At 33.5% G+C, this 25,961-nt stretch carries 24 protein-coding genes and 1 pseudogene; 2 read left to right on the top strand and 23 right to left on the bottom strand.

Annotated features, from left to right (window positions below; genetic code table 11):
* Positions 1 to 57 precede the first annotated feature (57 nt).
* The 5 genes from proC to pta all read right to left on the bottom strand — a co-directional run bounded on the left by proC (position 58) and on the right by pta (position 7,569).
* Positions 58 to 855 carry a pyrroline-5-carboxylate reductase gene (proC, locus tag HMPREF0446_RS02345; protein ID WP_006703012.1) on the bottom strand — a complete coding sequence of 266 codons (798 nt, stop codon included), beginning with the start codon at positions 853 to 855 and terminating at the stop codon, positions 58 to 60.
* A gap of 1 nt (position 856) precedes the next feature.
* Positions 857 to 2,104, bottom strand: a complete 1,248-nt coding sequence (locus tag HMPREF0446_RS02340) for a glutamate-5-semialdehyde dehydrogenase (RefSeq protein WP_040507451.1) — start codon at positions 2,102 to 2,104, stop codon at positions 857 to 859.
* Between the two features lie 10 nt (positions 2,105 to 2,114).
* On the bottom strand, positions 2,115 to 3,221 hold the full coding sequence (proB, locus tag HMPREF0446_RS02335) for a glutamate 5-kinase (protein ID WP_006703014.1): 1,107 nt from the start codon (positions 3,219 to 3,221) through the stop codon (positions 2,115 to 2,117).
* Between the two features lie 20 nt (positions 3,222 to 3,241).
* Positions 3,242 to 5,896 (bottom strand): DNA polymerase I, encoded by a 2,655-nt coding sequence (polA, locus tag HMPREF0446_RS02330; protein WP_040507448.1) that lies wholly within the window; start codon positions 5,894 to 5,896, stop codon positions 3,242 to 3,244.
* Positions 5,897 to 6,585: 689 nt separating this feature from the next.
* Positions 6,586 to 7,569: a phosphate acetyltransferase gene (gene pta / locus HMPREF0446_RS02320; RefSeq protein ID WP_006703016.1), complete on the bottom strand. Its 984-nt coding sequence runs from the start codon at positions 7,567 to 7,569 to the stop codon at positions 6,586 to 6,588.
* A gap of 203 nt (positions 7,570 to 7,772) precedes the next feature.
* Here pta and HMPREF0446_RS02315 point away from each other — a divergent pair, with 203 nt between their 5' ends.
* Together HMPREF0446_RS02315 and HMPREF0446_RS02310 are read left to right on the top strand one after the other, a co-directional pair.
* Positions 7,773 to 8,543 (top strand): threonine/serine exporter family protein, encoded by a 771-nt coding sequence (locus HMPREF0446_RS02315; protein WP_006703017.1) that lies wholly within the window; start codon positions 7,773 to 7,775, stop codon positions 8,541 to 8,543.
* Entirely contained in the window at positions 8,540 to 8,977 is a 438-nt protein-coding gene (locus HMPREF0446_RS02310; RefSeq protein WP_006703018.1) for a threonine/serine exporter family protein, read from the top strand. Before HMPREF0446_RS02315 ends, HMPREF0446_RS02310 begins: the two co-directional genes overlap by 4 nt.
* Positions 8,978 to 9,003: 26 nt before the next feature.
* Here the strand turns inward: HMPREF0446_RS02310 and HMPREF0446_RS02305 are convergent, their stop codons facing one another.
* The 18 genes and pseudogenes from HMPREF0446_RS02305 to HMPREF0446_RS08545 all read right to left on the bottom strand — a co-directional run.
* The gene (locus HMPREF0446_RS02305; RefSeq protein ID WP_006703019.1) at positions 9,004 to 9,651 is read right to left on the bottom strand and encodes a DivIVA domain-containing protein; all 648 of its coding nucleotides are present in this window, start codon (positions 9,649 to 9,651) and stop codon (positions 9,004 to 9,006) included.
* Positions 9,652 to 9,665: 14 nt separating this feature from the next.
* Complete coding sequence (locus HMPREF0446_RS02300; protein ID WP_006703020.1) at positions 9,666 to 10,454, bottom strand: YlmH family RNA-binding protein; 789 nt, start codon at positions 10,452 to 10,454, stop codon at positions 9,666 to 9,668.
* A gap of 12 nt (positions 10,455 to 10,466) precedes the next feature.
* The gene (locus tag HMPREF0446_RS02295) at positions 10,467 to 10,730 is read right to left on the bottom strand and encodes a YggT family protein (RefSeq protein ID WP_006703021.1); all 264 of its coding nucleotides are present in this window, start codon (positions 10,728 to 10,730) and stop codon (positions 10,467 to 10,469) included.
* A gap of 35 nt (positions 10,731 to 10,765) precedes the next feature.
* Complete coding sequence (locus HMPREF0446_RS02290) at positions 10,766 to 11,194, bottom strand: cell division protein SepF (protein ID WP_020991290.1); 429 nt, start codon at positions 11,192 to 11,194, stop codon at positions 10,766 to 10,768.
* A gap of 10 nt (positions 11,195 to 11,204) precedes the next feature.
* Entirely contained in the window at positions 11,205 to 11,858 is a 654-nt protein-coding gene (locus HMPREF0446_RS02285; RefSeq protein WP_040507792.1) for a YggS family pyridoxal phosphate-dependent enzyme, read from the bottom strand.
* Positions 11,859 to 11,863: 5 nt separating this feature from the next.
* The gene (gene ftsZ / locus HMPREF0446_RS02280; RefSeq protein ID WP_006703024.1) at positions 11,864 to 13,153 is read right to left on the bottom strand and encodes a cell division protein FtsZ; all 1,290 of its coding nucleotides are present in this window, start codon (positions 13,151 to 13,153) and stop codon (positions 11,864 to 11,866) included.
* Positions 13,154 to 13,176: 23 nt separating this feature from the next.
* A complete protein-coding gene (gene ftsA / locus HMPREF0446_RS02275; protein WP_006703025.1) occupies positions 13,177 to 14,502 on the bottom strand; it encodes a cell division protein FtsA in 1,326 nt (441 codons plus the stop codon).
* A 126-nt stretch (positions 14,503 to 14,628) separates the two neighbouring features.
* Positions 14,629 to 15,423: a cell division protein FtsQ/DivIB gene (locus tag HMPREF0446_RS02270; RefSeq protein WP_006703026.1), complete on the bottom strand. Its 795-nt coding sequence runs from the start codon at positions 15,421 to 15,423 to the stop codon at positions 14,629 to 14,631.
* Positions 15,424 to 15,443: 20 nt separating this feature from the next.
* Positions 15,444 to 16,541, bottom strand: a complete 1,098-nt coding sequence (murG, locus tag HMPREF0446_RS02265; protein WP_006703027.1) for an undecaprenyldiphospho-muramoylpentapeptide beta-N-acetylglucosaminyltransferase — start codon at positions 16,539 to 16,541, stop codon at positions 15,444 to 15,446.
* A gap of 17 nt (positions 16,542 to 16,558) precedes the next feature.
* The gene (gene murD, locus HMPREF0446_RS02260; protein WP_006703028.1) at positions 16,559 to 17,920 is read right to left on the bottom strand and encodes a UDP-N-acetylmuramoyl-L-alanine--D-glutamate ligase; all 1,362 of its coding nucleotides are present in this window, start codon (positions 17,918 to 17,920) and stop codon (positions 16,559 to 16,561) included.
* Positions 17,921 to 18,004: 84 nt separating this feature from the next.
* Entirely contained in the window at positions 18,005 to 18,967 is a 963-nt protein-coding gene (gene mraY / locus HMPREF0446_RS02255) for a phospho-N-acetylmuramoyl-pentapeptide-transferase (protein WP_006703029.1), read from the bottom strand.
* A gap of 10 nt (positions 18,968 to 18,977) precedes the next feature.
* Positions 18,978 to 20,465: a UDP-N-acetylmuramoyl-L-alanyl-D-glutamate--2,6-diaminopimelate ligase gene (locus tag HMPREF0446_RS02250; RefSeq protein WP_006703030.1), complete on the bottom strand. Its 1,488-nt coding sequence runs from the start codon at positions 20,463 to 20,465 to the stop codon at positions 18,978 to 18,980.
* A 17-nt stretch (positions 20,466 to 20,482) separates the two neighbouring features.
* On the bottom strand, positions 20,483 to 22,273 hold the full coding sequence (locus tag HMPREF0446_RS02245; RefSeq protein WP_006703031.1) for a peptidoglycan D,D-transpeptidase FtsI family protein: 1,791 nt from the start codon (positions 22,271 to 22,273) through the stop codon (positions 20,483 to 20,485).
* Entirely contained in the window at positions 22,270 to 22,644 is a 375-nt protein-coding gene (ftsL, locus tag HMPREF0446_RS02240; RefSeq protein ID WP_006703032.1) for a cell division protein FtsL, read from the bottom strand. Before ftsL ends, HMPREF0446_RS02245 begins: the two co-directional genes overlap by 4 nt.
* Before the next feature lie 22 nt (positions 22,645 to 22,666).
* On the bottom strand, positions 22,667 to 23,608 hold the full coding sequence (rsmH, locus tag HMPREF0446_RS02235; protein ID WP_006703033.1) for a 16S rRNA (cytosine(1402)-N(4))-methyltransferase RsmH: 942 nt from the start codon (positions 23,606 to 23,608) through the stop codon (positions 22,667 to 22,669).
* Between the two features lie 18 nt (positions 23,609 to 23,626).
* Positions 23,627 to 24,058 (bottom strand): division/cell wall cluster transcriptional repressor MraZ, encoded by a 432-nt coding sequence (gene mraZ, locus HMPREF0446_RS02230; RefSeq protein ID WP_006703034.1) that lies wholly within the window; start codon positions 24,056 to 24,058, stop codon positions 23,627 to 23,629.
* Positions 24,059 to 24,337: 279 nt separating this feature from the next.
* Positions 24,338 to 24,718, bottom strand: a complete 381-nt coding sequence (locus tag HMPREF0446_RS02225; protein WP_006703035.1) for a DUF3397 family protein — start codon at positions 24,716 to 24,718, stop codon at positions 24,338 to 24,340.
* Positions 24,719 to 24,925: 207 nt separating this feature from the next.
* Positions 24,926 to 25,961 (bottom strand): annotated as a pseudogene (locus HMPREF0446_RS08545) (DUF1542 domain-containing protein); the annotation flags it as partial.

Here is a 25,961-nt window from a genome sequence, read left to right as displayed (position 1 = left end):
CATAGTTTTGTACTATTTTTTTCACATCGAGTAAGAATTGATTTCATTTTAACTTCTTTACTTGCCTAATTCTTCTGTTCTTTGTTTAGCACATCTAGTCGCTTCGATGATACTAGATCTAAATCCTGTTTGTTCTAATGAAATTACTCCAGCTATTGTTGATCCTCCTGGGCTGCAAACTTTTTCTTTTAAAATAGCTGGATGCTCCTTCGTTTCACCAACCATACTTGCGGATCCTTTTACTGTTTGAGTCGCTAATTGCAGCGCAACTTCTCTAGATAAGCCCATACTCACTCCTGCTTCTGCTAATGCTTCAATAAAGATATAAACAAAAGCTGGGCCACAACCTGCTAATGCTGTAGCAGCATCGATTTGAGATTCCGGTAATTCTATTAGTAAACCTGCACTTTGAAGCAAACGAACAAATTCCTCTTTATACGATGTAGTCACATTTTTCCCAAGAGAAAAACTAATCACACCTTCTGCTACTTGTAGTGGTGTATTTGGCATCATACGAATCCAACGATGACGCGTATCTGTCATTGACTCTAATTGTTCTAAAGTCACTCCAGCAGCCATACTAATCAATAGGATAGACTCTCGTTGGTGTAAAATCTTCTTATTTTCTTCTAATAACTCTTGAATTTGATTTGGTTTTACTCCTAAAAAAATCACATTTGCTTGTTCAAAAACTTGTCTATTAGTAACTGCTGTAGCGTTTAATTTTTCTGCTAAATTTACTGCCTTTTCATGAGTACGGTTAGCAAGTAATAGTTGATAAGTTTCATGTTTAGCCGCAATTGTCGCAATGACGCTTCCCATATTTCCTAAACCGATGATTCCAATCGTTTTCATCTTATCTCACCTGACCTTCTCCATACACAATGTATTTATAAGTTGTCATTTCTTTTAACCCCATTGGCCCTCTAGCATGTAATTTTTGAGTGGAAATTCCCATTTCACATCCCAAGCCAAATTCTCCACCATCAGTAAATCGAGTAGAAGCATTCACATAAACCGCAGCACTATCCACTCTTGTTGTAAAGAATTCAATCGCATCATCTGATTCTGAAATAATCGCATCGGAATGATGAGTACTATGCGTTTCAATATGACCCACTGCTTCTTCAATCGAACTTACAACTTTTACAGCCATAATATAATCAGAAAACTCCGTATCAAAATCTTCTTTTTGAGCTTTCACTCCTGAAATGTATTGAGCTGCTTTTTCATCCACTCTTAACTCAACCGCTGGAGTATGATTGTCCACTAAAGTTGCTTTTAATAATGGTAAAAATTGAGGTGCAATAGCTTCATGAACCACACAAACTTCCATCGCATTACATACAGATGGACGACTCATTTTAGCATTTTTGACTATTTTTATTGCTTTAGCTAAATCTGCATCTTTATCAATATAAATGTGCACAATTCCTGTGCCTGTTTCAATAACCGGGACAATCGCATTTTCAATAACTGCACGAATTAATCCAGCTCCACCTCGAGGAATTAACACATCGATATAGCCTTTTGCTTTCATTAATGCCATCGCACTTTCTCGACTCGTATCACTGACTAATTGAATACATTCTGGAGAAATACTTGTTTTGGCTAATCCTTTTTTTAAGGCTGTCACAATAGCAAAAGCACTTTGATATGCTTCCTTGCCACCTCTTAATACAACCGCATTTCCACTCTTAATCGATAATGCTACTGCATCTGATGTAACATTTGGTCTGCTCTCATAAATAATTCCAATCACACCAAATGGCACTCTTTTCTTCTTAATTTGAATATTTTGTGCGCCGACTGTTTCTTCAATGACTTCTCCAACTGGATCTGATAATTGAGCTACTTGTTGAATACCTTCAACCATTGATTGGATTCTAGATTCATCCAATCTCAAACGATCCAACATCACGTCAGAGATATGTCCCTTAGCTTTTTCTAAGTCTATTGCATTTGCTTTTAAAATAGCATCTGTATCTTCTAACAAAGCTAGCGCCATTGCTTCTAATGCTTCATTTTTTGACTTTGTTGAAGCAATATTGATTTCTTTTTTAAATTGATTCACAGTTTCTAACAATTGTTGTGTGGTCAATATGCATGCCTCCTTAAAATTCTTGTTCTAATAATTCTAATTCTCCAGAAATGGTCATCCAATCATCTCGATGAATGACAATCCCTTTACGATTATTTTTCGATAATTGTTGTGCAATAGCATATTTACTTAAGCGAGTTTGTCCTTTTCCAATTATTTGATAATGTTCATCTACAACTGTCACAATTTCGGATTCATAAAACTCTCCCTCAACTGCTTTCACACCCGAGATTAATAAGCTTTTACCTTCTTCTTGTAGAGCTTGTTTTGCGCCAGCATCAACGACTAATTTTCCTTTACTTTTCGCATATAAAGCAAGCCATTGTTTATGAGTTTTCATCACTTTTTCTTGCGCTGTAAAATACGTTCCATCCACCGTTTGGTGAGCTGCTTCAATCAACGCTTGTTCTTTTAAGGATGAACAAATATAAACTGGAACACCCGCCATTGTCGCAATCGTTGCTGCTTTAATTTTCGTATACATTCCGCCAGTTCCATTGCTAGAACCAGCTCCACCTGCCATTTCTACTAATTCTTTAGTAATTTCATCAATCTTATCGAATCGTTTTGCCTTTGGATTTTTTGAAGGATTATCATTATATACGCCATCAACATCTGTTAATAGGACTAATAAATCTGCTTGGACCATAGCAGCTACTTGAGCACTTAAAGTATCGTTATCCCCAACTTTTAATTCTTCAATTGACACTGTATCATTTTCATTAATAATTGGAATCGCATGACGCGTTAATAATACAGATAACGCTTGATGAGCATTATTGTAACGACGTTTATCAACAAAATCATCTTGCGTTAATAAAATTTGTGCTGAAACAATGCCTTTCATTAATAAATTAGACGTATATTCTTCTAATAATAAACCTTGCCCCACTGCAGCAGAAGCTTGTTTATCTGCAATCTTTGTTGGACGTTTTTTAAATCCTAAAGAAGAGAACCCTGCAGCAATCGCCCCAGAAGAAACTAAAATTAATTCATGTCCTTCTTCATGTAACGTAGCTAGTTGTTGCGTAATAGCTTTAACTTTTGCTCGTGACAAGCTTCCATCCGGATTCGTTAATGAACTTGTTCCTACTTTGAAAACAATTCTTTTATACTTCATAGTTTCTCCTCTCATCAACTTTATTTTGCTTCATACCAGTTATTACCAATATTACTATCTGCTTTTAATGGCACAGATAAGCTTACCGCATTTTCCATGACTTCTTCTACTAAGCTTTGTAAACTTTCAACTTCTTCTTCTGGTACTTCAAAAATTAATTCATCGTGTACTTGTAATAATAATTTTGCTTGGAAATTTCGTTCTGTCAACTCTCTATCTAACTCAATCATGGCTACTTTTAAGATGTCTGCAGCAGTTCCTTGAATCGGTGAATTCATCGCTGTTCTTTCTGCAAATGAACGAATGTTAAAATTGCTCGAATGAATTTCTGGTAAATAACGACGGCGATGGAACAATGTTTCTACATAATCATTTTGACGTGCTTCCGCTACAATAGTTTCCATATAGTCTTTGACTCCTTGGAATTCTTCTAAATAGCGATCAATAAATTCTTTGGCTTTTTTACGTGGAATATTCAGATTTTGAGAGAGCCCATAATCACTAATTCCATACACAATTCCAAAGTTAACAGCCTTCGCCTGTCTTCTCATACTACTTGTCACTTCTTCAGGATTTTGTATTCCAAATACACGCATCGCTGTATTCGTGTGAATATCTATATTATTTTTAAATGCTTCAATCATATGCACATCATTTGCCATATGTGCTAATACACGTAACTCAATTTGTGAGTAGTCACTGGAAAGTAGTTTCCATTCAGGATGACTTGGTAAAAATGCTGAACGAACTTGTCGTCCTTCTTCTGTACGAATTGGAATATTTTGTAAGTTTGGATCTTGAGAACTTAGACGACCTGTTTGCGTTAAGTTTTGTACGAAACGTGTATGAATTTTACCTTTTTCATCAATATAAGTTTGTAATCCTTCAACATATGTTGAATTTAATTTTGCTAATTGTCGATATTCTAAAATGCACTCAACAATTGGAGATTGGGAAGCTAGCTTTTCTAATACATCGACTGCTGTCGAATATCCCGTTTTTGTTTTCTTAATGACTGGTAAATTCATTTTCTCAAACAAAATAACACCCAACTGTTTTGGAGAATTAATATTAAATTCCTCTCCTGCTAATTCATAAATTGTTTGTTCAATTTCTTTTAATCGTTCTTCAAACTGTAGTCCCATTTCGATTAGACGATTCTGATCTACTCGAATCCCTTGAATTTCCATACGAGCTAATATATCACTCAACGGTAATTCCATTTCCCAATATAACTGAGCTTGTTCATTTTCATCCAATTGTTTTAATAAACGTTTCGGAGCAGTCGCTAATACATAAATTTTTGCAGCTAAATGATTCCAAAATACTTCTTTTTCTTCTGGAACTTTTATTTTAACGCCTTTTCCATATACTTCTTCATCGGTCTTCAATAATGAAATACCAAATCGTTTCGCTACGTCATAAATTTCATTGACTATTTCATTGGCATCCACTAGATAGGCTAATAGAGACACATCATATGTTGCTCCTGCTACTGTTAACCCAAAACGGTTTGCGAATACTTTCATTGCTTTCGTATCAAACATCGTTTTCTCAATGGTTTCATCTGCTAACCATTGTTTAAATGCTTCAGACTGAACAGCTGATTCAATAGAAGTAACATACACTTGTTTTTCCGTTCCGAATGCGACTGCTAAGACTGGAGCAATATGATAGTTGTTATCAAATGATTCAAAATGAACCGTTGTTGCATCTTTCAATTCTTTTCCTGAAATAGTATCAATCCATTGAACGTTTAGACTATCAACACTTTCTTCCTGAACAACTTGCCCACCTTTTTTATTGAGCAAATCTTTTTGGAATGATTGGAAACTCATTTCTTTATAAAAATCTATTAGTTCTTCGATACTTTCTTCTTTTCGAAGGGTATCTGCTACGGTAATTTCTAATGGAGAATTGATGTCTATTCTTGCTAATGTTTTACTTAAAAAGGCTAATTCTTTATCTTGAATTAAATTGTCTTTTAACTTACTTTTTTTCATTTCTTCGACATGTTCATAAATTCCTTCTACACTTCCGTATTCTTGAAGTAATTTAATGGCGGTTTTTTCACCCACTTTTGTTACGCCTGGGTAATTATCTGATGAGTCGCCCATTAGTCCTTTCATGTCGATAATTTGTTCTGGTGTTAGTCCATATTTTTCGTTGATAAAAGCTGGAGTATATTCGACTAATTCGCTTACTCCTTTTGTAGTTATTTTAACGGTAATTTCTGGAGTTGCTAATTGAATTAAGTCTTTGTCTCCAGATAAAACGACTACTTCAAATCCTTCTTTAGATGCTTGGTAAGCTAATGTTCCAATAATGTCGTCGGCTTCATATTGGTTTAAGCGATAATGTGGGATTCCCCATGCGTCTAATAAAACGTTGAAGTATGGCATTTGTTCTTTGAATTCTGATGGTGTTTTTGCTCTGCCACCTTTGTATTCTGCATACATTTCTGTACGGAAAGTTGTTTTTCCTGCATCCCAAGCTACTAATACATGGGTAGGATTTTCTTGTTCTAAGATTGTTTTGAACATTCGGTGGAATGAATACAATGCGTTTGTGTGTAATCCGTTTTGGTTTTTAAATCGGTTTAGATCTAAGATGGAATAAAAGGCACGAAAAGCTAAGCTGCTGCCATCTACTAGTAATAATTTTTGTTTCACGATAAGCTCCTCAATTCTTCACAATGTTATTTTCAGTGTACCATATTTTTATAAAAATTTGCATTGATAGCCTATTACAGAATAAAAAGCAAGAAGCAAAAATATTTTTGTTTGTGAGGTCGCCAGTAGCCCCTGGCGGGTCTCTTGGCTAAAATTTGAGCCTTGGTCTCAAATTTTACCTGTAATGGAAGCCAGCCTTGGCTTCCATTACTTTCACTACATAAAATATTTTTGCTTCTTGCTTTTACATGATTTTGACGTTCTTTCAGTAGCATGATTACTAACATAATTAAAGTAAGTAGTAAAAATACTTTCTATTCGTGAGGCCGCCAGTAGCCCCATGCGAGTCTCTTGGCTAAAAATCGAGTCTTGGTAATATTTTAGTAACAACATGTATAAACGAAAGAAACATAACAGAAAATCTAGTCAAGTACTTATACAAACAATTTAGAAACGAAACAATCATAACAGAAACCCTAGACTAAACTTTTCCCGTAGCAGTAGTAATAGAAGCTGGTTTACCAGATTCTATTACCGGAAAAATTGAGACCTTAGGCTCAATTTTTAGCAATGAGACTCGCAATAGCGAGGCTGCTTGCGCCGTTGCTACATTTGAAAAGTTTAGTCTAGGGTTTCTGTATGCGACAAAAAAAGCATGAAACGATTGTTCCATGCTTTCGTTATTTTTTAAATTATGCTTCCATTAAAGCTTGGTTTGCTGTAATGATCGCTAATTTATAAACATCTTCTTCATTACATCCACGAGATAAATCAGAAATTGGTTTGTTTAATCCTTGTAAGATTGGTCCAATTGCTTCAAAGTTACCGAAACGTTGTGCAATTTTATAACCAATATTTCCTGATTGAATTTCAGGGAATACAAATACTGTAGCTTCCCCTGCAACTGGTGAATCTGGAGCTTTTTGTTTACCAACACTTGGAACAAATGCAGCATCAAATTGTAATTCTCCATCAATATTGTAATTAGGAGCTAATTCTTTCGCAATACGAGCAGCTTCTGCTACTTTTAATGCTTCCTCAGATTTTGCAGAACCTTTAGTTGAGAAACTTAATAAAGCAACATTTGGTTCAATCCCAAATAATTCTGCAGTTTTAGCTGATTCAACAGCAATTTCAGCTAATTCTTGCGCATTTGGATTAATGTTAATAGCGCAATCAGAGAATAAATATTTCTTAGATTTATCACTATTAATCATGATAAATGCACCACTTGTGCGTGATACACCTGGTTTTGTTTTAATAATTTGTAAAGCTGGACGTACAGTGTCTCCAGTAGAGTGAACTGCACCAGATACTAAACCATCTGCTAATCCCATATGTACCATCATTGTTCCAAAATAAGTCACATCTTTTAATAATTCACGAGCAGCTTCTGGAGTAGCCTTTCCTTTACGACGTTCTACAAAACTTTCTACTACTGCATCAAAGTTTTCATAAGTTTCTGGATCAATAACAGTAATATCATGTAAATTAAATCCACGTCTTTGCGCTACTTCTTCAATTTCATCTTTTTTACCTAATAAAATAGGATGACATAATTCATCTGCTTTCAAACGTACAACAGCACCTAAAATACGAGGTTCGCTTCCTTCTGGGAAAACAATTTTTAATCCTTTCCCTTTAATCTTGCCTGACAATTCTTCAAATAGTTCCACAACTATCCCTCCAATTATTTTCTATCACTATGATACAACAAATTCCTTCTAAAAAACAGTACTAAGTTGAATATTAAAAGAATATTCTTCAAATTTTCATATCTGTTATAGTCTAATGATTAACACAGTTCAAAAGAAAGACTTGTTTACACACTTTAAACTTGTGGTATACTAAACTTATTAAGTTTTAAAGGAGATTCATCATGCGAGAATACGCTAAAAAATTGATGGATACTGCCATGCTTGCAGGGCAAATTATGTTAGAATGCAATGCAGAGAGTTATCGTGTAGAAGAAACGATGAATTATATTTTATCTACTTCTCATTTTGCAACTTGTGAAGCCTTCGCGAACGCAACAGGAATTTTTGCAACTTTAGACGATGATTGCATTGATTGTATTACTGAAATCCGTCGTGTTCCAAATCGAGATACAAATTTAAATCGAATTTATAAAGTAAATACAATTTCACGTCAATTAGTCAGTGGTGAAATTGATATTGATACTGCTTATGAAAAATTTCAAAATTTGAAAGAATCAGATTATCCTACATGGTTAAAAGATGTCGGATTATTACTGATGTGTGGATGTTATGCAGCGCTTTATGGAGCAACTTTATTAGAAATGTTTGTTGCAGGTATTGCTGCAATTGTTTTACCTTTTGTTTATAAACTTGATGCCAAACTTGGGCTTGGAATGTTTATTACTAACTTAGTTTCTATTATTCCAATAGTCATTATCATTTGCTTTTTACAAGCTAATGTCTTTCCATCTATTCATATTGGAATTCCTATTATTGGAGCAATTATGCCAGCAGTTCCTGGAACAGCTATTACAAATGCCATTCGTGATACTTTACGCGGAGATTATAATTCCGGTACAGCTCGTGCTGTAGAAGCTGCAGTCACTGCTCTATCCATTTCCATTGCTGTAGCAATTGGTCTATTAGTTGGAGGAGGTGTGAATCCATTATGATGTTTCAAGTTATTAGTTCAGTCATTGCTGTTTATTTCAGTAGCATTGTATTCGAAGTTCCTAAACGTTTAATCAAATATACCGCGCTAATTGGTGGAATTGGTTGGTGGATTTATCTTTTATTTTTAGAAAGTGCAGGAATGGAGCTTTCTACATATTATAGTGGTCTAACTGTAGCTTTTCTTTCACATATAGCAGCAAGATTTTTTAAAGCTCCAGTAACCGTGTTCTTTATTCCTGGATTTTTCCCACTAGTTCCCGGTGCTGGAATGTATCGAACAGCTTATGCATTCTTAACAGGAGATTCCGTTAAAGCTCATTATTATTTATCTAGTACAATCGCTGTAGCAGGTATGATTGCTCTAGCAATTTTTACAGTAGATTCTCTATTTAGACTTCACTCAATATGGAAAAAACATACAAAAAAAACGTGATACCTTCTTAGTATCACGTTTTTTGTTTATTCGAATCCACCTACAGTAATAACTTCATCTGTTGGAAGAATAATTTCTTGTTGATTTGAAGTAGGTTCTTCAAAAGTTGGTACAACTTCTGGAGTTACTTCTGGTGTAAATAATTGTTCATTTTTCTTAGCACGACCAGCTAAAATTGTATCAATCGATGGTGCTGATACTTCAATTTTAGAATGGCTATTTAATAATAAATCCCATTCTTCATTTTTAATCATTTCTAATTGAGATTCCACCATAATTTGTAATCTTTGACGGAACATACGTGTTTCTTTCTTCAATGCATCTGTTTCACGATTAATTTCAGTTGCTTTTTCTGCAGCTTCTTTTAATAATCTTTCAGCTTCTTTCTCAGCTTCAAAAATAATGATTTCAGCATCTTTACGTGCATTTTCTTTTAAACGATCTGCAGCTTCTTGAGCTACGATGATTGACTTATTCAATGTTTCTTGAATTGAATTGAAGTATGAAACTTTTTCTTCATTGAATTTTACACGTTTTTCTAAATCTTTGTTTTCACGAATTAATTGTTCAACCGTACGAATGACTTCATCTAAATAATCATTTACTTCTTCAGGGTCATATCCTTTAAATTTTGTAGGAAATTCCTTATTATGAATTTCGATTGGTGTTAACATAATTCCAACTCCTCTTATTTGTTTTTCTCGAGCAGACCTATTTCAAGTTTTATTTTATCCTTTTTTGTCCGTCCCTCAATATTTTTTATCTGTATTCTACCATACCCTCTTATGGAAATAATATCAAGTAATTCTATCATAAAATCAGGACGAATTTCTTCAGCCCAGTTAACTTTTACTTTATTACTCTCTACTAATTCCTTCGAACGCTGTCTAGAAATATGAAAAATAGATGCAATTAATGTATCCAATCGTAATGAAGACACAATTGCGGTTGTATATGTCCAATGATCAATCGGTAAAATTAATTCTGTATATTCTTTTTCATCTATTCGAATACTAATTTTTCCAACTTTTTGAAAATTTTGTTTCAAATAAGGTAACATTTGTTTCGTCAGCAATAATTGCCAACGAATCCCATCAGAAATAATATCTCCTAATTGGTCACGGTCTATTCCTAAGCCTACCAAAGAACCAAGAATTTGTCCATGACTAATTGAAGAAAATTTAATTGGATAATGAATTTCTATCAATTCAACATCGAACTCTTCTGTTGTTGGTGCATAAAAATCTGGATAAATCATACATCTTTTTCTCTCAGCAGCAATATATCCACCTTCAAACTGAAATTTAATGTCATCATATTGACCAACAATCGCTTCAACAATAAATTGTTGACGTGGATCTAAAAATGGTGTCAATATTGGTGCATACTGTTCTTGACAAGAAGTAACCCAAGATTCTACTTTTCGAATAAAATCTTGTTCTTCTTTTCTAAAATGTTGAAATATAGACGTATCCATAACTATCACCTATTAAAATATAAATTTAGCAATTTGAATAATGCCTAGTTTTACAAACTGTAAAAATAAAATTCCAAAAATAGCTGAAAAACCAAACATTCCAATTCTTATTTTATCAAAATAAGATAAATATGGTTCACACAACGCTTGAAGCCATCTTGCTAATTTAGTATTTTGCGCTTGTGGTAACCAAGTTAATACAATATAAATTGTAATTAACAATATATAAAGATCAATTGCCCGTAATAATAAACGGATTAATTGAAATAATAACATATCTTTCTCCTTAACATAAATATATTCCCATTAAATTAATAAGAAGAATCCTCATTCTCAACAAAAGAACCTTGCACTTGATAATTTGGCGGAGAACAGATATAAATATCCTCTCTAATTTGTTGGACATCTCCATTGATGGCATAAGTCACTCCCACTACAAAATCAATGACTCTTTTAGCATCTGCAACTTCCATTTTTCTAAAATTAATGATAACTGCTTCACCTTTTAATAAAGCATCCGCAATTCTTTCTGCTTCCGTATAAACAGAAGGCTCCATGACAAAAATTTTTGATACTTTTTTATTTTGTTGAGCTTGTTGAAAAGAAACAACATTAGAAGGTGTTCTTCTATATTCTTGAACATTGGATGAATCATTTCCTTCTTCATACATTTCTTCTTCTACCTCATGATAGCCATCATCTGGATCTAAAAATGTTTTAAATTGATTCCAAAACCCCATACTACTCCTCCTATTCAAACCAAGCAGTACCAATTCTAATAAAGTGTGCACCTTCTTCAATTGCAATGGGATAATCTTGACTCATCCCCATGCTTAATTTTAGCGTGGACGTACTTTGTATTTTTTTTGAAACTTCTTTTAACTCATGAAAATAGTGACGAATTTCTTCTTCATTAGCTTCAAATGGTGCCATTGTCATGAAGCCAATGATGTCAATTTTTTCATATTGTTTTGCGGCTTCAAATGCTTCAAATACTCCTGCTTTTGTAAAACCATGCTTTGATTCTTCGCCTGAAACATTCACTTCTAAAAAACATTTCAATGGTGAATCTAATCGTTTTTCAATCTCTTCCATAATCGATAGACGATCAATCGCATGAAAATATTGAATTCGATTAACAATTTGCTTCACTTTTCTTTTTTGTAATGGACCAATTAGATGCCAAACAATATCCTCTTGTGGAAATACTTCTTGACGTTCTAATAACTTCTCAACACGATTCTCCGCAAAATGCCGAAATCCAAGAGAATAAACTTCTTGGATTTCTTCATTCGTACGATTTTTAGTTACTATAATTGGACATACTTCTTGTACATCTCTAGAAACTTTATCGCATGATTGTTGAATGCGAGTGACAATTTGTTCTGCATTACTTTTAATCATGGTCATTAGTTTCTGTTTCTTCTTCTGAAGAATGGTGGTGTGTCTAAAGTATCATCAGATTCATATTTTGTTTCAACTGGAGCTTCTACAAAACTCTTTTGAGCAAATGGAGAATCTGTTTCTGTTGTAGTTTCACGAACAGTTGCTTCACGACGAATATCCCAATCCCCAAAAATATCTTTTTCAGGTTGTTTTTCTTCAACTACTGCTTTTTTCTTTGGTGTTACTTGTTTTTCTTGGAATGTTTGAGGATTATTTCCAATTTCTTTTGTTGAAGCAGGTGTTGTAGGTGTTAATGTTGGACGACTAGAACGAGCTACTGACTTTTTTGTACCTTTGTGTTCTTCATCAATACCAGTCGCAATAACTGTTACAATTACTTCATCTCCAAGATTTTCATTAATAGATGTACCAAAGATAATGTTTACATCATTTGTTGCAGCTGCTGCTACGATATCAGAAGCATCTTGTGCTTCAAATAATGTTAAATCAGATCCACCTGTAATGTTTAATAAGATTTGTTCTGCTCCATCAATTGATACTTCTAATAATGGAGAAGAGATAGCTTTTTTAGTAGCTTCTGCTGTACGGTTTTCACCACTAGCAACCCCAATACCCATTAATGCAGAACCTTGATCTTTCATCACTGTTTTAACGTCAGCAAAGTCTAAGTTTACATAGCCAGGTGCAATAATTAAATCAGAAATACCTTGTACACCTTGACGTAATACATTATCTGCTTCACGGAAGGCTTCTAACATAGGAGTCTTTTTATCCACGATTTCTAATAAACGGTTATTTGAAATTGTTACTAATGTATCCACATTAGCTTTCATTTGTGCAACACCTTCTGCTGCATAACGACCACGTTTTGGTCCTTCGAAACTAAATGGGCGAGTCACAACCCCAACAGTTAATGCTCCTAATTCTTTTGCAATACGAGCTACGATTGGTGCTGCACCAGTACCAGTTCCTCCACCCATACCGGCTGTAACGAAAATTAAATCTGCTCCAGATAAAGCTTCACGAATACGTTCTTCACTTTCTTCTGCTGCTTTTAAACCGATATCAGGTAATGAACCTGCACCTAAACCTTTTGTCAATTTAGGCCCTAATTGGATTTTAGTTTCTGCTTTAGAATTAGCTAAAGCTTGTGTATCTGTATTGGCAACAATAAATTCTACGCCTTGAACGCCTTCAGCAATCATACGGTTAACAGCATTATTACCTGCTCCCCCTACACCAATGACTTTAATTACTGCGCCTTCTAAATTTGTATCAAATTCGAATTCCATTCTTTTTCCTCCTTAGATTCGTACTAGTCTATAAACATTTTGAAGAAATTTTTAACTTTATCTCCAAAATTTTCTGATTCAGTTTCTTGTGTTGCTTCCACTTCAGTTTTTGGTTTTTCAACCGGTTGTGGAGTTGGTTCTACAACTGGACGGCTAGGGTTCGTTAGAGGTGTTACTCTCTTTTCAGTTGTTAATTTACCTTTTTGGGCAATACGATGCACATCATCTAATGATGCAGCATATTGAATTAATCCCATACTTGTTGCATAAATTGGATTTCTCATTCCCATTTGTTCAGGAATATATGTTTTCACATTTACTCCAAAAATTTCTTGAGCTAATTCAAGAACTCCTGCCATAGAAGATGCTCCACCAGTTAAAACAATCCCTCCAGGTAAACTTAATGCATCTACTTGATCTAAAGCACGTTTAATTGTTTCAAAAATTTGAACTTCTCTCGCTTCAATAATTTCTGATAAATAATGTTCATCCACTTTAACAGGATCTTTTTTCCCAATTGTTTCAACTGGGAAGAATTCTTCATCAGAAGTTTCAGTAGAAATAGCATAGCCATACTCACGTTTAATACGTTCTGCATTTTCATAGCTTGCATTTAAAATAACTGAAATATCTTTTGTTACGAAATCTCCACCTTCTTGGTCTACATAAGAGAATTTTAATTGATGATCATGCATTACTGACGCACTAGTTTGTCCACCGCCCATATCAATTAGAATTGTACCAAACTCACGTTCACCTGCAGACATTGCTACTTGGCTAATAGCAAGAGGTTGAATAACCATTTCTTCAATATTTAATCCTGCTTTATCAATACAACGTTTGATATTATGTACAATTGTTTTTGGTCCAGTAATCATGCTTGCGTATAATTCTAATCGAACACCAATCATTCCACGAGGATCTTTAATTCCATCAAATCCATCAACGATAAATTCTTCTGGGATAACTGAAATAATTTCTCTTTCAGGAGCAACTGAACGAACTTTTGCTGCCGAAATAACATTATGTACATCAATATCCGTAATTTCACGATTTTCACTTGAAACAGCAATCATGCCATGACATGGTTCAATCGAAATTTGATTACTTGGGATTCCTACAATAACATCTTGAATTTGAATATTTGCTTTTTGTTCTGCTTGTTTAACGGCTTTTTTAATAGATTCAACTGTTTCGTCGATATCTACAATTACTCCCCGACTTAGTCCTTGAGATTTTTCATTTCCGACTCCAATAATGTTTAATTGTCCACGAATATATTCAGCAACAACAACTTTAATTGAAGTGGTTCCAATATCTAAACTCACATAAATTCCTTGATTTTTCACGTTTATTGAAACCTCCTACTAATATTTTTTCATTCACATTTTATAAATAACTATACTGATTTATTTTAACATATTTCTTTACTGTTAAGAAAACATTTGTATATTTTCTTAATAAATTTTTTCAATTTATTGGGCATTCACATCAGGTGTGTAAAAAATTCCAACTTCCATATCAATCGTTCCTGATTTTTTTGGTAATTGTTTTAAAATACTTGGATAATAATTTAACTTTTCACCAATATCTTTTAATGTCCCAATCACTTTCATTCCATCCTTCATTTTTAAATGAAGTTTTAACGGTTTTTGTTCAGGATCTACATATTGAATTTGACGAATATTACTAATCACACTTGGAGAAGTTTTCTCCAATTGATTGGCTAATTGAATTCTCGATTCTTCTGTGAAGTTCACTAATTCTGGATATTTTTCTTTATTCGTTAATTCTTCTACTGAAATCGACTGAGCATCTGCTAATAACTCTTTATATTGCCCATCTTCAACATAATAACCAATGGCAGGATTTTCTAAAATCGTTAACTGGATTGTATTCAATCCTGACAATGTTACAGAAACATCTTTAATTTTAGGGTTTTGAGCGGTTAATCTTTTTCGAATGATTTCATGTTCTGATAAAATTCCCCAGATACTCTTTCCTTTTTTGATTCCTGCTTGATCTTGAATCATTTCAACTGATACTTGTCGATTTCCATATACATATATAGCTTTTGGTTTTGATAAAGGAGAAATAAAATAAATACTCCAGAACATACTAGCTAGAAAAATCCACCATAAAAATTTCATTTCTAAACGATTAAAATGGAAAAATTGTTTTATTGGTTGAAAAAGATTTTTTTTCGGAATCTCCTCTTTTATCTCTATAGGAGGAGGCGAAGAAGTTGAAGTTTTTTTAAAAAATTTCATAAGACTCCTCCATTTTCTTTCTACATTATTTCATGAATCATACTTGTTAATCTTGAACTTGCATCTGTAATTCCCATCTTCTTAGCAGAAGCAGCCATTGCTTCTTTTTTATGACAATCTAATAAAATGTCATCAATTTCAGCTAACATTGTTTGAGCATTCAATTCTTTTTCTAAAATCATTGATGCTGCACCTTGATCAACTAATGAACGAGCATTTGCTTCTTGATGATTATTTGTTACATATGGACTTGGAATTAAAATACTTGCTAATCCTAATGCTGTTAATTCTGTTAAAGTTGTTGCGCCACTACGGCATACAACTAAATCCACATTTTGGAATAATTGTGGCATATCTTTAATATACGGAAAAACAGAAACGTTTGGCAATGATTTTTCCAATTTTGTAATCTGATTGTTGATTTTGTCATAATGCACTTCTCCTGTAACCATTATGACATGATAATTTTTATCCGCAAATCCTTCTAAAGCCTCAACAAACACTTCATTCATTCGCTCTGAACCACGACTACCACCGAAAATTACTACGATTGGTAAGTCTGTCTGAACTCCAATAGAAGCTAAGTATTCAGGATTTTTCTTAATTTCGACAACTTCCTGCCCTCTAGGATTTCCAGTTAAAACGACTTTATCACTGTAATATGCAAAATCTTTTTTCACATCTTCAAAGCAAATCGCAATTTTATTCACCCATTTTGCTAAAAATTTATTCGTTACTCCTGCAACACTATTTTGTTCATGAATAATGGTTGGAATTTTTAATAAACTTGCGGCAAATAATACAGGCGCACAAACATAGCCACCTGTACCGATGACAACATCAGGTTTAAATTCTTTTAAAATTTTTCTTGCTTTAATGACACTCGTTACCATATAGTAGGCTGTTTTTAAATTTTCTAATGAAAGCGAACGCTTTAACCCTTCGATTTTAATGGAGTCAAATGCATATCCTGCTTGTGGAACAATTTTACTTTCTAATCCACGTTTGGTTCCAATGTATAAATATTCTACATCTTCTTGTTTTTCTAAATATCTCATAAATGCAAGTGCAGGATAAATGTGACCTCCTGTACCTCCGCCAGATACGACAACTCTCATGAATCTTTTCCTCTTTCTTATAAATTCTCTACAATTCGAATAAATTCATCCCCACGAATTTCAAAATTCTTAAATTGATCCCAACTTGCACAAGCTGGAGATAATAAAATAATATCGTTTTCTTTACTAATTTCATAAGCCTTTTTAGTTGCTTCTTCTAATGTATTCACCACTTCAATAACAGGAATCCCTGCAACTTTCGCAGCTTCTTGTAATTTTTCTTTTGTTTCTCCATACAAAACAATTCCTGAAACAGCCGTTAAATCTGGAATTAATTCATCAAAACCATTTCCTCTATCTAAACCACCTGCGATTAAAATGACCGATTGATTTGTAAAGCTACGTAAGGCTGTTTGAGTTGCAATAATGTTCGTTGCTTTTGAATCATTGTAGAAACGTCTTTTATTCACTTCTTTTACAAATTGAGTACGATGTTTTACCCCATGGAAATTTTGAACAGCTTTTTTAATACCTTCATTTGTAGCTCCTGCTAATTTTGCAATCGCAACTGCTGCTAGTACATTTTCAACATTTTGTGTTCCAGGAACTTGAATCGTTGAAACTGGAATTACCTTCTCACCATTGAAGCAAATGTAATCACCTTCTACTGAAGCTCCAAATTCTAAAGAATTTTTTCTACTAAATGGAACTAGTGTTGCGTTTGTATGTTCTTCAATTAATGTAATCAATTCTGGATAATCAGCATTGTATACTAAATAATCGTCTTCCGTTTGATTTTTCGTCAATTGAAGTTTTGCTTTAATATATTCTTCTCGTGAACCATGATAATCTAAATGAGCGCTGAATATATTTACAATACACGCAATTTTCGGTTTGAATTGATCAATTCCCATTAATTGGAAACTACTTAATTCTGAAACATAAATATCTTCTTTTGTTGATTGTTCCGCTAATTGAGATAATGGAATTCCAATATTTCCTGCAGCATAAACATCACGTTCAGGGAAAGATTCTTTCAACATCAAGCTCGATAAGGTAGTTGTAGTCGTTTTCCCATTTGAACCAGTGATTCCAATGATTAAACCTTCTAATAAATGATAGGCAATTTCAACTTCTGTATATACTGGAATTCCTTTTTTCACAGCTGCTTCGACCATACAATTATGGTATGGAATTCCAGGGTTTTTCACAACAAAATCAAAATGTTCTTCTAATAAATCTACTGGATGTGAACCTGCTAAAACACGAATTCCTTCTTCAATTAAACTTTTTGCATCAGGATTTTCTTCTAATGGAATACGATCATTTACAGTTACAATCGCTCCTTGATGTAGTAATAATTTGGCCACAGCCACTCCACTTTTTGCTAATCCAATCACTAATACTCTTTTATGTTCAAATTTCTTTTCATTCAGCACCTAATATGCCCCCTAAATTAATTTCAATATGTATATGGCAGAATAAACTGCCGAAAAATATGTATGAAAAGCTAAAAAGCTTTTCTAAATCAATACTAATGTAATCAATGCTCCGATTAATCCAACTAAACTGAAGACTAAAACGATTTTCACTTCTTTCCATCCACACATTTCAAAATGATGGTGAATCGGACTCATTTTAAACACACGTTTTCCTGTTAATTTGAATGAGGTTACTTGAATAATAACGCTCGCTGTCTCTAATACAAATACAATCCCAATTCCTAGTAAACTCCACTCATGATGAAGCATTAAAGAAATGATTGCTAAACCTGCACCTAAAGCTAGAGAACCAACATCTCCCATAAAGATTTTAGCTGGCTTCCAATTGAACATTAAGAATCCAATTAATCCTCCAACTACACTAAAACAGAAGAATGCAATTTCTACTTGTTTTGAATGTAATGCTAAAAATGCATACGTTCCATAAGCAACAATAGATGTTGATGTCGCTAGTCCATCTAACCCATCTGTTAAATTTACCGCATTTGAAAATCCTGTAATCCAAATGATAGTAAAAATTGCAAATAAGACTAAACTATGTACTTCACCAAAAAATGGAATATAAATTAATGGAGTACGTCCACTTAATAAGAATAAAGCTACAAAAACTGCAGAACCTACTATTTGTAAAACAAATTTTTGATGACTTTTTAAGCCTTGATTTTGTTTTCTAAACACTTTAATAAAATCATCAAAAAATCCGATTCCACCAAAAAATACAAATCCAATGACGCCACTTAATAATGTGAAATTAAAATGTCCGAATAATCCTCCAAGAATTAAACTAACAATCCCAATCATCATTAAGAAGATAAACCCTCCCATCGTAGGTGTTCCACTTTTGGCTTTATGCCAAGATGGCCCATCTTCTAAAGTTGTTTGTCCAAACTGATTCATTCGCATAAATTGAATAAATTTAGGTTCCGCAAATACTGTTGCTAGTAATGTGGCTCCTAATACAAGTAATAATTGTAATGTCATCATTTTCTCCTTTTTATCTATTTCCTAATAATGATTCTACAACTTCGATTTCATTATAAGGATATTCTACTTCACCAATAATTTGATAAGCTTCTACCCCTTTTCCAGCAAGTAGCACAATATCTCCAGCACTCGCTAATTGAAGTGCTTTTTCAATGGCTTCTTCTCGTTTATCAATACATTCATAAGAAACAGATTTCTTATTAACTGCACTTAGCAATCCTTCATAAATATTTACTAATGGCTCTGTTCTAGGATTATCTGCTGTAAAGACTACATGGTCTGATTTAGTTAGAGCAATCCTTCCTAATTCTGGTCTCATACTAGAATCACGATTTCCTCCACTATGCCCTACAACTGTAATAATCTTCCCATGTGGAATTTGTGCTAAAGAATCTAATACATTTTCTAATCCATCCGGAGTATGAGCAAAGTCCACGATTACTTGAAAATCTTGTCCTTTATCAACAGATTGCATACGACCTGCTACACCTTGGAAAGCTTTCACCTTTTTCAATATTTCTTCTATAGAAATTCCATAAACATAAGCCACTGCAATTGCAGACAACATATTATAAACATTGAAAATTCCTAGTAATGGCATATCTACTAAGTAACGTTCATCATTTTGAATTACTAGTTCGAAGATTGTATGTCCATTTTCTGTACGAATATTTTCAGCTTTGAAGTCAGCTTCCTCATTAATTCCATAGCTAATCACTTGAACTGGAGTTGAATACTCAAACATTTGAAACTGTTCATCATCCGCATTTAAAACCGCTACTTTTGGCTTAGAATTTTCTCCAACATAATTCCCTAATTGAGAGAATAATAAACTTTTAGCATGCGCATATTGTTCCATTGTTTTGTGTAAGTCTAAATGTTCATGTGTTAAATTCGTAAAGACTACACAATCATAATCTAATCCCCAAACACGGCCTAATTGTAAGGCATGAGAAGAAACTTCCATCAAACAAGTCTCTCCACCAATCTCTTTTAACTCTTGGAAAGTTTCATGCAATGTTAAAATTTCTGGAGTTGTATTATGAGTCTGAATAATTTTTGGACCAATTTTACGATAAATTGTACCAATTAATGCAGTTGGTTTATTCGGTTTTTCCAATAATGCATCTATCATATGAGTGACTGTCGTTTTACCATTAGTTCCTGTAACACCAATCATTTGTAAAGATTGAGTTGGATATCCATAAAAATGATTTGCCAACAAAGCCATCACTCTTGTCACATCTTTAACATAAATTACTGGAGTATCCCCTACTTGATTTTTGATAGATTTACTAGCTACAAAGGCAACGGCACCTTTTTCTTTCGCAGCAGCAGCAAAGCGATGCCCATCTACTGTAACTCCATCAATACAGAAAAATAATGTATTTGGACGAACTTTTCTTGAATCTTGTGCTAAAAAATCAATTGTTACACCTGATAAATTACCTTCAATCTTTTTGAGATAAATTAATTGAGCTAATTCTGTAGCTAACATTTCTAAATTCCTCCTTTTTATTGCGTTAATCGACTATAATCTAACGCACGTTTCATCATTGGATTAAAAATCTCTTTAATTAAAGCACTACCTCCAGCTCCATAAGGGTTATTTTGAGGTTGCTTCAATGTAATATATAAAATATATTTTGGATCACTTGCAGGCGCAAATCCAACTACAGAATAAATATAATTACTTCCATACGAGTAATAAGTTCCTGTTTCAGGATTTACAAATTCGGCAGTTCCTGTTTTCGAAGCTATTTCCTCACCTTCAATATCAAACCCATTAGATGTTCCATCTTTCATAGTAGTTGCTTGACGTAAATATTCTAGAGTTTTTTTAGCTGTTTCCGGTTTAATTACTTGCCCTAAAGAATTTTCAGAAAAATTAACTGTAGTATTTGTTGCTGGTCTAAACTCATGATCCACAATTCTTAATTTTTTCATTTCTCCTTGATTCGCAATTGCTGTAAAAGCTTGTACCATTTGAAAAGCTGTTACAGAAATCCCTTGTCCAAAACCAGTCGACAATTGTTGTAAATAAGAATTATATGTATTCAATCCAGTAGCTTCATTTAAAAATCCTGATTGCGTACTTTGACCAAATCCAAATAAATCTAAATATTGCTTCCATTTTTCTACTCCAATTTTTTGAACTACATGAACAAAAGCAACGTTACTTGAGTGAGCTAAACCTTCTAAATAAGTGATTCTCCCCCAACCAACTTTATTATAGTCACGAACTAAATCTTTAAAAATCTGGATTTTACCAGATTCAGACTTTTCATTAGGGTCAAAAACTCCTTCATTAATAGCAGCAGCAAGAGCTAATACTTTCATAGTAGAACCTGGTTCATAAGCTTCATCCATTAATAGATTATTCCACATTGTACTAATGCCTTCTTTTGTTGTGCCATTAAACGTTGGTCTCTGAGTTGCAGCTACTATATTACCTGTCTTTGGATCCACTAACATTGCTGTTAATTGATTTGGTAAATACTTTTCAGTCACTTGCGAAACTAAAGATTCTAAATACGTTTGCATTTTTTTATCTAAAGTTAAATACAAATCATTCCCATCTTTAGGTTGCTCCGTAATTTTTTCACTTCCTGGAATAACATATCCATTACCATCTAATCGAGATACAAGTTCACCTGGTTTTCCTGTTAGCGTAGCATTATATGATGCTTCAATCCCCATTTTACCAACCAATTGTTCAACTGGTTTCCCGTCAACTTGTTGTTCTTCTACATCTGTATATCCAATTAAATGAGATGCGAAAATTCCATTTGGATAATAACGTGAAAGATTTTCCGTAAATTTAATACCAGGAAGTTCTTCCTTTTCAATTTTTTCTTTTGTTTCAACGGAAAGATTTTTTCCCGCATTCCCAAATTCTACTTGGGAAACATTTTTTTGAGATAAAATTTTTTCAATTTCTGGAGCCTTCATATCAATATATTTTGATAAAACTTGTGCAGTTTTCGAAAAATCTTGTACATAATCTTTTTTCCCTTTATCCCATTGATCTGTTAATACAGCAAACAAAGAATAATTCGTTGCATCTACAGCAATTGGACTACCACTTGCATCATAAATATTTCCACGTTTAGCCTTCAATAGTGTTGTATGCGTTAATTTCTTATCTAATTCATCTCTTAAATTAACACCATGACTTTGTCCCAGCACCATTATTTTAAAGAAGTGAAAAGAAAAAATGAGAAATAGGAAGAATGCGATTGCCATCAAGCAACGTATCGCAATCTTTCTATTTCCCAAATATTCCTTAAAATTATTCATTTTCATTGTCCAACATTCCTTACGTTATTTTGACCCATTTGTAACCCTTGTTCTTTTGCAATACGATTCACACGGTCATATTGTGATAATTCTTGCGCCGATTGTAATAACGTATCATTTTTTCTTTGCATCAATGTTGTATTAGTTTGTATATCTTGCAATTGACGATTTTTATTCGCCACTAACATTGAGCTAACAACTGTTAAAGTGCCTAATAATACAATTACTACAATTGAAATAATCATATTTCTTGTATAATTAACTTTTACTTTTTCTTGAGGAATAGCCGTTACTACTTTGTCGGAATAAGTATTCGGAAAGGCTTCTTTGACTGTTGTTGTAGAATTTACATCAACGATTTGTTCTGCTAATGCCATCAAAAAACGCCTCCTTTACTAATTATTTCACACGTTCAATCACTCGTAATTTTGCACTTTGTGATCTTGAGTTTTCTTGCATTTCTTCTTCTGTTGGCAAAATTGGTTTTCTTGTAATTAATTTAAAATTAGCACTTTCTAACTGTCCTGGTAAAATCGGTAAATTTTTAGGACCTTGTTCAACAGTGCTTTGTTGTTTAAACATCGTCTTCACAATACGATCTTCTAAAGAATGGAAAGAAATAACACTAATTCTTCCCCCAACTTCTAATAAATCAAAAGCTTGTTCTAATGAATCTTCCACTGCTGCTAATTCATCATTTACCGCAATACGAACTGCTTGGAAAATTCTTTTAGCAGGATGTCCACCTTTTCTTCTTGCAGCTGCAGGGATACTATCTCGAATAATATCTACCAATTCCCCTGTTGTTTCAATTCCATGGTCTTGTCGAATACGTTCAATATTTCTCGCAATTTGTTTAGAAAACTTTTCTTCTCCATAACGATAAAATATTCGAACTAACTCATCATAACTCCATTCATTGATAATCTCTTTTGCAGTTAACGGTGCCGTTTGATCCATTCTCATATCTAAGATAGCATTTTGATGATAACTAAACCCTCTCTCAATTTGATCCAATTGTGGAGAAGATACACCTAAGTCATACAAAATTCCATCTACTTTTTTGATTCCTAATTCATTTAATTTTTTCTGAATCATTCTAAAATTTGCATGAATGAACGTTACTTTACCTTCATCAATAAAATTTTTCAAACGGATTTTAGCATTATCAATGGCATTCATGTCTTGATCAAAACAATATAAATGTCCCGTTGTCAATTGACCTAATAAATATTCACTATGTCCTGCTCCACCTAATGTACAATCTACATAAATCCCATCTGGTTTTACTTCAAGATTATCCACTGTTTCATGTAGCAATACGGTTACATGTTTAAACATTCTTTATTAATATCCTTTCTAAAATCCAAAATCAGCCATTTGTTCTGCTAATTCTTCAAAATTCTCTTCAGTTTCAGCAATATAAGCTTTCCAACGTTCTTCATCCCAAATTTCAATTCGGTCATTCACACCAATAACACGACAGTTTTTCACTAAACCTGCATGTTCTCTTAAAGTAGGTGTGATATTAATTCTTCCTTGTTTATCAAATTCTACTTCACTAGCAGCAGAATTGAAGAAACGAGCAAATGCACGAGCGTCTTTTTTAGATTGAGGTAATTCACTCAACTTTTGACGAAGCAATTGCCATTGATCAAGAGGATAGCCGTATAAACAGCCGTCTAGTCCACGTGTTACAACAAAAGTGAATCCTAAATCTTCACGAAACTTCGCTGGAACAATCATTCGTCCCTTAGCATCAATTGTGTGTTGATATTCACCGATTAACATGCAGACTCCTCCTATCATTCATTAATTATCCATAGTTTACCACACTCCCCCACTTTTCACCACTTTTTTATGAAAAAAGTTAAAAAATATTTTAAATCCACCCCTTTTTTATATAAAATTAAAAACACTCTTCATTGTAGAACGTTCAAAAAGACTTATATATCAATATTTTTCATCAATTTATTACAATCCCACTTTTTTATCCTTACTTTGTATTTTTAAAATAAAAAAAGCACTTAATCAACTGACTAAGTGCTTCTCTAACTATTTCTAAAATTATTAACGGACAACTCCCCAAGAGAGTAATAAATAAAAACAATACTGAATGACTAACAACAGATGTCCCATTACAAATACCAAAAATTCTAATGAGAAAAATTGATATAAATATTGTCTCAACGAGAATTCATGGTTACCTTTTTTCACTAATAACAATGTTACTCCAATAATACAACTAAATAATATCATCCAAGGTAATTGAGAATATCCTAAAACTACTTGAGAAAAAATTTCAAAACTAACAACTAATAAAGGTAACATTACTTCTCTTATTGTTAGAAAGAATGAATCTGAAAAATAAATTCTTGTTCCAAAATAATATTTTAATACGGCATAACTGGCTATCGTTATGGTAATTAAAAGTGGTGCTAATAAAAACATTCTTTTCTCTCCTTTTCTGACTGTATTGTACACTAGAAACTCTTCTTCGTACAGCAGTTTCCTATTTAAAGCAATTGAACCTACCTCTTTTCTCCCTAAACAACCATACTACATTCCTTTTTTTATTTTTCATAATTGATTAACAATAGCACAAAAAGGCTAGCTTTAAGTTTAACACTTTTGCTAGCCTTCTTTGATGAAGTTATCTTATGCTTTTGTAAAAGTTACTACATAATCATAATGTGTTGCATTTTCTTGATTAATTCCTACAAAATATTCATCAGCAATTTTGTATCCTTTTCTTTCAAGCTCTGCTTTCTTTTGATCAATTTTTGATTTCAAAATAGACTTCAACGTTTGAGCTGGAACTTTTTGAGGGACTTCAACTTCATTTTTACTATCTAAATCATTGAAGAATCCAGGAATATCTTTCATCCCATCATAATTATAATAAATAGAAACTTTATTTTTTAGTTCATCAGCATTTCTTTCGCGAAGTGTTACACGTGGTTGATACACTGGTGCACTTCTAAACCCTGTATTTTCTGGTGTACTATTTCCATGCCCAATAACATTGTTATCTCCAATATTTGTTCCTTCTGGTCCGTTACCAGATAATCCTGAATTTGTGTAATCTGGTTTACCTTGGTCAACTCCAGGAGTATCAATCGTAATTAAATCATCTGAATATTTCTCCACTACAGCCGCTTGGTCATCTGTAGTTTTTGCTTGTTTCATTTCTTCTTTAGCTTTTTTAGTATATTCTTCTACTTTTAATTTAGCAGCTTCTTTTTCACTAGATGATAGACTACTTGAGTTAATTTCTTCTAATTTTATTTTTTTACGTGACTCTAACTCTGCGCCATTTTCTTCTAAACCTTTTTCAACATCATCTTTTGGTACATTTGGATTATTCTGATTATTTGAATCCGCTGGTGTTTCTGTTGTGCCTGACGCTGCTGGTTTTTCTTCCGATGGTTGCCCTGGTGTTGGTGTTTCTGTTACTCCTGAACCTGCTGGTTTTTCTTCTGCCGGTTGCGCTGGAGTTGGTGTTTCTGTTGCCCCTGGAGTTGCAGGTTTTTCTTCCGATGGTTGCGCTGGAGTTGGTGTTTCTGTTGCTCCTGGAGTTACAGGTTTTTCTTCCGATAGTTGCGCTGGAGTTGGTGTTTCTGTTGCTCCTGGAGTTGCAGTTTTTTCTTCCTCTGGTTGCGCTGGAGTTGGTGTTTCTGTTGCTCCTGGAGTT

Origin of the sequence: Granulicatella elegans ATCC 700633, from assembly GCF_000162475.2 — a bacterium.
GTDB lineage: Bacteria > Bacillota > Bacilli > Lactobacillales > Aerococcaceae > Granulicatella > Granulicatella elegans.
Note: the sequence above shows the minus strand (reverse complement) of the source record. Positions and strands in the feature narration are given on the sequence as shown.